At 65.3% G+C, this 6,000-nt stretch carries 5 protein-coding genes; all 5 read left to right on the plus strand.

The features are described from left to right. Positions 1-57: 57 nt before the first annotated feature. Genes GM909_RS24750 through GM909_RS24770 form a run of 5 tightly spaced genes read left to right on the plus strand, consistent with a single transcriptional unit; the run spans position 58 to position 5,826 of the window. Positions 58-1,563, plus strand: a complete 1,506-nt coding sequence (locus GM909_RS24750) for a sugar ABC transporter ATP-binding protein (protein ID WP_157020205.1) — start codon at positions 58-60, stop codon at positions 1,561-1,563. Beyond that, positions 1,560-2,549, plus strand: coding sequence for an ABC transporter permease (locus GM909_RS24755; RefSeq protein ID WP_157020206.1), 990 nt, complete (start codon positions 1,560-1,562; stop codon positions 2,547-2,549). The genes GM909_RS24750 and GM909_RS24755 overlap by 4 nt, the downstream gene beginning before the upstream one ends. Then, positions 2,546-3,502 (plus strand): ABC transporter permease, encoded by a 957-nt coding sequence (locus GM909_RS24760; protein ID WP_157020207.1) that lies wholly within the window; start codon positions 2,546-2,548, stop codon positions 3,500-3,502. The genes GM909_RS24755 and GM909_RS24760 overlap by 4 nt, the downstream gene beginning before the upstream one ends. Further along, positions 3,499-4,578: a LacI family DNA-binding transcriptional regulator gene (locus GM909_RS24765; RefSeq protein WP_157020208.1), complete on the plus strand. Its 1,080-nt coding sequence runs from the start codon at positions 3,499-3,501 to the stop codon at positions 4,576-4,578. The genes GM909_RS24760 and GM909_RS24765 overlap by 4 nt, the downstream gene beginning before the upstream one ends. 3 nt (positions 4,579-4,581) lie before the next feature. Beyond that, a complete protein-coding gene (locus GM909_RS24770; RefSeq protein WP_157020209.1) occupies positions 4,582-5,826 on the plus strand; it encodes a Gfo/Idh/MocA family protein in 1,245 nt (414 codons plus the stop codon). Positions 5,827-6,000 lie beyond the last annotated feature (174 nt).

A 6,000-nucleotide genomic window follows, 5' to 3' on the forward strand; every position in this document is an offset into this window, starting at 1 on the left:
CTACCGCGATTGGGGCGCGCGGCACCTTGCCCGCGCCCCATATTGTCAGGAAATGGCATGTCCAAGTTGAAGCTGAGCGGCGTCGCAAAGTCTTATGGCGCGACCGTGGCCCTCAGCCGCGGCGATCTTGAACTGGAGGCGGGCGAAGTGCACGTGCTGATCGGATCGAACGGATCCGGCAAGAGCACGCTCTGCAAGATCGTTGCCGGCAGCGTGAAGCCGGATTCCGGCGAGGTGCTGCTGGACGGAAATCCGGTGACCGTCACCGGACCGCAAGCGGCAAAGGCGCTCGGTATCGGCATCTTCTACCAGGAGCTCAGCCTCGCGGGCCATCGCACCGTGGAGGAGAACATTTGCCTGCCCGACCTTCCCATGCGCGGGCCGTTCATTGACCGCAAGGCGCTTTCGCAGCGCGCCGCGCGCTACATCGCCCTGTTCGACGGGGTAACCGGCCAAGGGTTCTCCGCCGATGCGACCGTCGACAGCCTGCGCGCGGACCAGCGCCAGCTTGTCGAGATCATGAAGGCGCTCGCCACCGAAGCGCCCATTCTCATCTTCGACGAACCGACCTCGGCGCTCGACCGCTCGCAGGTCGAGCGCTTCTTCGAGATATTGCGCCGTCTCAAGGAGAACGGCCGCGCGATGGTCTTCATCTCGCACCGCATGGACGAGATCTTCGCCATCGGCGACCGCGTGACGGTCATCCGCGACGGCGCGACCGTCGGCACCTCGCGCATTTCGGAGGCCAAGCCCGCCGAAGTCATTCACCTGATGGTCGGCGAGCAGGAAGACCTCGTCGAGCGCCAAGCCCCCGCATCCGCCGCGCAGCCGTCGGCAGGCGACGCCGCGCTCACCGGCAAGCATTTGACGGGCCCCGGCTTCGCCGATGTCAGCTTTCAGGTGGCAAAGGGCGAAATCCTCGGTTTCGGCGGTCTCCACGGCCAGGGTCAGTCCGCCGTCCTGCGCGCGATCTTCGGTGCCTCCACGGTCGACAGCGGCGAGGTCCTTCTCGGCGGTGAGCGTTTCACCCCGAAAAATCCGCGCCAGGCGATCACGCACGGCATCGCCTATGTGTCGGGCGACCGGGGCCGTGACGGCATCATCCAGGGCCGCCCGATCCTGGAAAACCTGACGCCCGTCCATTTCCTGCGGGAAAGGCTGTTTCTGGCGCGACCGTCGGCCCTGCGCGCAAAGGCGCAGCCGGCCATGGGATCGCTGCGCACGAAGTTCGGCGGCTTCGCGCTGCCGATCGGCTCGCTGTCGGGAGGCAATCAGCAGAAGGTGGTGATCGCGCGCTGGCTCATCGACAGGCCGGACGTTCTCCTGCTCGATGATCCGACAAAGGGCATCGACCTGTCGGCAAAGGCGGACCTGTTCTCGCTGATCCGCGAACTGGCGGCGCAAGGGCTGGGGATCGTTCTTTATTCCTCCGAGGACGCCGAACTCCTCGTCAATGCCGACCGCATCCTCGTCTTCAACGGCGGGCGCATCACGCGCGAGCTCACCGGCACGGACCGGACGCGCTACAACCTCTACGAAGCGGCATACGAGGCTGCGGCATGACGGTCGACACGGCGTCACCGGCCCATCGCTCCGGCTCGATCAAGCGCTTCTTCGAACGGTTCCCGTTCCTTCCGGCGCTGATCATCCTCATCGTTCTTCTGGTCCTCAACGGCATCTATCAGCCGCGCAGCGTCAGCATGATCGGCATCACCAGCCTGGTGAAAACCTATCTGGCGCTCATGCTGCTGGCGGTTGCCCAGACCTATGTGGTCTATGCCGGCGACATCGACCTTTCGGTCGGCGCCATCCTGTCGCTCGTCAATGTCGTCGTCATCACGTTGATGCAGCAATGGGGCGGCGGCGCGCTGCCGATCTTCGGCGCGATGGCGGCGGGGCTCGCCGTCGGCCTGGCCTGCGGCGTGGTCAACGGCATCGTCGTGGCGGCCTTCCGGCTCCAGGCGATCGTGGCCACCTTCGCAACGAGCATCTTCTTCACCGGTCTAGCGCTCTACGTCATGCCGGTCGCCGGCACGCCCGCGCCCACGGCCTTCTGGCGGACCTATGGCGGCAGCCTGTTCCAGGTTCCGTTCGTCTTCTACGTTGTCGCAGTGCTCGCGGCCCTCCTTTTCGCCCTGACGCGCACGCGGCTCGTGACGCATCTGCTTTCGGTCGGCGACGACGCGCCGGCCGCATTCCAGACCGGACTGCCCGTCACCGCCATCCGCATCAAGGGATACGCGTTGTGCGGCCTGTTCTCGGCCCTGGCGGCATTCTGCGTGACCGGCGATACCGCCAGCGGCGACCCGCTTGTGGGCGGCAAGATGACGCTGTTCTCTGTCGCCGCCGCGGTTCTCGGCGGCAGCGCCCTGTCCGGCGGTTTCGGCACCGTGGTCGGCTCGGTCGTCGGGGCTCTCATCATCGGGCTGATCAACTCACTGGTCTATTTCATCGGCACGCCGTCGGAATGGCAGAATCTCGTTCAGGGGCTCGCCATTCTCCTGGCCCTGATGATCGGCGTTCTCGTCGGCAGGATGGCGCGGCGATGATGTCTGCCGTAGCATTCTTCAAGCAGCCGCTGGTCGTCGCACTGGCGCTCATCGCCGCCCTGCTGCTGCTCGGCGAAACCCTCTCGCCGGGCTTCGCATCGGGACAACAGATCCTGCGGCTCCTGATCGTGGCGGCCCTGCTCGGCATCGTCGCGGCGGGCCAGAACCTCGTCATCCTGGGCGGGCGCGAGGGGATCGATCTTTCGGTCGGCGGCGTGGTGTCGCTGTCCGCGATCATCGCGGGCAATCTCATGGATGGATCGAATGCCGGGATTCCCGTTGCGATCCTCGGCTGCATCGCGGCCGGCGCGTTCTTCGGCCTTGCGAACGGGCTCGGGGTCACGCTGCTGCGCATTCCGCCGCTGGTCATGACGCTCGGCATGCTCGGCGTCCTGCAGGGGCTGCTGGTGGTGATTCGCCAGGGAATCCCCTCCGGCAAGGCCGCGCCCGGCCTTTCCGAATTCGTCACCCAGCCCGTCCTGTTCGGGCTGCCGGGCATCATCTGGCTGTGGATCGCCATCGGCCTGTTCATGGCCTTCCTGCTGAAACGCACCGTCTTCGGCCAAAGGATCTATGCAATCGGCTCGAACGAGCATTCGGCCTTCATGGCCGGCGTTCCGGTCGGGGTGATCCGGGTTTCGCTGTTCGTGCTCTCCGGCGTCTTCGCGGCCATCGCCGGCATCTGCCTGCTGGGCTATTCCGGGTCGTCCTTCGCCAATGTGGGCGAGCAGTACATGCTGCCCTCCATCATCGCGGTCGTCTTCGGGGGCACGCCGCTCGCCGGCGGCAAGGGCGGCTATACCGGCACGATGGCGGGGGCGGTCCTCCTGGTGATTCTGCAGAGCATCCTCACAACCGTGAACATCGACGAATCAGGCCGGCAGATGGTGTTTGGCGCCACGCTCCTCGTCCTCATGCTGTTCTACGGCAGAGGAAAAGCGCTGCGGACATGAGGCGCAGGCCGAAAATAAAGGACATCGCCGAGGAACTCGGCGTTTCTCCGGCAACGGTCTCGCGGGCGCTGTCGGATTCCGGGCTCGTGGCCGAACCGACCCTGACGCGCATCCGCGAGGCCGCGCAGCGGCTCGACTATCGGCCGAATGTCAGCGCCCGTAGGCTGCGAACGCGGCGTTCCATGGCGGTTCTGCTCGTGGTTCGCGACGTCGGCAACCCGTTCTACCTCGAGGTCCTCAAGGGCATGGAGGCAACGGCCCGCGACGCCGGCTACTCGGTCCTGATGGGCAACACCGAGGACGACCCGGAGCGTGAAATCGAATATTTCGACATGCTGCGGGACGGCCATGCCGACGGCATGATCCTCATGACGGGCAAGCTGCCCCCGGCTATCGACCCGGCCCAGGCGCTCCCGGTCGTGGTGGCGCTCGAGATGATCGAAAACAGCGCGTTTCCGCATGTCCAGATCGACAATGAGGCCGCGGCAGCCGAAGCCGTGTCACATCTGATCGAGCTGGGTCACAGGCGGATCGCGCATATTTCCGGCCCGGTTCCCGAAATCATGTCCGTCAGGCGGCGCGCCGGGTATCACAGGGCGCTGGCGCAAGCGGGGATCGGCGTGCCGCCGGATTATGTGCAGCGCGGCGACTACCTGCTGAATTCCGGCCGCGACTGCTGCGACAGGCTGATGGCGCTCACAGAGCCGCCCACCGCCATCTTTGCCGCCAACGACGAAATGGCTTTCGGCGTTATTCACCAGCTCCACCGGCTTGGCCTTGCCGTTCCCGGCGACGTGTCGGTTGTCGGGTTCGACGACATCTATCTGAGCGAAGCCTTCTACCCGCCACTGACCACCATCAGCCAGCCTCGATGGGAGATCGGCCGACAGGCGATGAAACTTCTCTCGGCCATGATGTCGGGGGAAGCCAAGGATCGAACGCCGATCATCCTGCCGACGGAGTTGAAGCTGCGCGAGACGACGGCGCCGCCGAAGCGCGCCGCGTCGGCCCGCGTGCAGGCGAACGGAATATCGGGTCGGCGGACAGTACCGTCAGACAACGCTATCAAGGAGTAGGACATGAACGGCCAGACACGCGAGAAACTGCGCATCGGCTTCGTCGGATCGGGCTTCATCGCCGATTTTCATCTCCAGGCGATGATCGGCGTACGCAATGTCGACGTCACCGGCGTCTACAGCCGCACCGCGGCGCGGCGCGAAGGCTTTGCCGTACGGGCGAACGAACTCGGTCTCGGCCATTGCACGGCGCATGAAAGCCTCGAATCCCTCTTCCTGGCCGATGACGTCGATGCGATCTGGATAGCGTCTCCCAATCACACGCGCCTCGACATCATGAGGGTCCTGCATGGCGAGGTGAAGGCCGGCCGCTCGAAGGTCATTGCGGTGGCCTGCGAAAAACCCCTTGCCCGTACGATCTCGGAAGCGCGCGAAATGCTGCGCCTGGCCGAGGATGCCGGCCTGAACCACGGCTATCTGGAGAATCAGGTGTTCGCCACGCCGGTGCTGCGCGGCAAGGAGATCATCTGGCGGCGCGCGGCGTCAACCACCGGCCGGCCCTATCTGGCGCGCGCGGCCGAGGAGCATTCCGGCCCGCACGAGGCCTGGTTCTGGCAGGGTGACAAGCAAGGCGGCGGCGTCCTGTCGGACATGATGTGTCACTCCGTGGAAGTGGCGCGCCACCTCTTGACGGCCCCCGGCGCGCCGCGAAACTCCCTGACCCTGAAATCAGTGAACGGAACGGTCGCCAACCTGAAATGGACGCGGCCCAACTATGCCGACCAGTTGCGCCAGCGCTACGGCGCGGAGGTCGATTACCGCAACCGCCCCTCCGAGGACTTCGCCCGCGCGACGATCTCGCTGGAGGATGAGGACGGCAACGAATTGATGATCGAGGCGACGACCTCATGGGGTTATGTCGGCGCCGGGCTTCGCATCCAGCTCGAACTGCTCGGGCCGGAATATGCAATGGAATTCAACTCATTGGCGACAGGTCTCAAGATCTTCATGTCACGCGCGGTGAGCGGCGGGGAAGGCGAGGACCTGGTCGAGAAGCAGAACGCCGAACAGGGGTTGATGCCGGTTCTCGAGGACGAAGCCGGCGTCTACGGCTACACGGACGAGAACCGGCACATGGTGGAGTGCTTCCGCAAGGGCGAGACGCCGCTCGAGACGTTCGAGGACGGCCTTGCGGTGGTCGAGATGCTGATGGGGCTCTACCGCTCGGCTGAAACCGGGCGCACGATCAGCTTCCCTTCGCCCGACCTCGAGGACTATGTGCCGGTGGTCGCCAGACGGCCGTCCTGACGATCTCCCGCGGGGCGCGGCTGGATCGACGCCTTCACGTCAGGCTGTCGGTGATTGTAGCGAATTCCGGATTCGGGACACCACCTTCATCGCGGGCCATCCCGCCAATCACGGAGTATCGTTCATGCCGCTTTCACCAAGCGAGGAAATCCTGGCCCGGCTCGTTTCCTTCGA

Origin of the sequence: Mesorhizobium xinjiangense, from assembly GCF_009749525.1 — a bacterium.
In the GTDB taxonomy this organism is placed as follows: domain Bacteria; phylum Pseudomonadota; class Alphaproteobacteria; order Rhizobiales; family Rhizobiaceae; genus Mangrovimarina; species Mangrovimarina xinjiangensis.

Excerpts from the sequence above, each read along its gene's own strand:
- GM909_RS24765 (WP_157020208.1), top strand. The coding sequence starts at position 3,499 with ATGAGGCGCAGGCCGAAAATAAAGGACATCGCCGAGGAACTCGGCGTT.
- GM909_RS24750 (WP_157020205.1), top strand. The coding sequence starts at position 58 with ATGTCCAAGTTGAAGCTGAGCGGCGTCGCAAAGTCTTATGGCGCGACC.
- GM909_RS24760 (WP_157020207.1), top strand. The coding sequence starts at position 2,546 with ATGATGTCTGCCGTAGCATTCTTCAAGCAGCCGCTGGTCGTCGCACTG.
- GM909_RS24755 (WP_157020206.1), top strand. The coding sequence starts at position 1,560 with ATGACGGTCGACACGGCGTCACCGGCCCATCGCTCCGGCTCGATCAAG.
- GM909_RS24770 (WP_157020209.1), top strand. The coding sequence starts at position 4,582 with ATGAACGGCCAGACACGCGAGAAACTGCGCATCGGCTTCGTCGGATCG.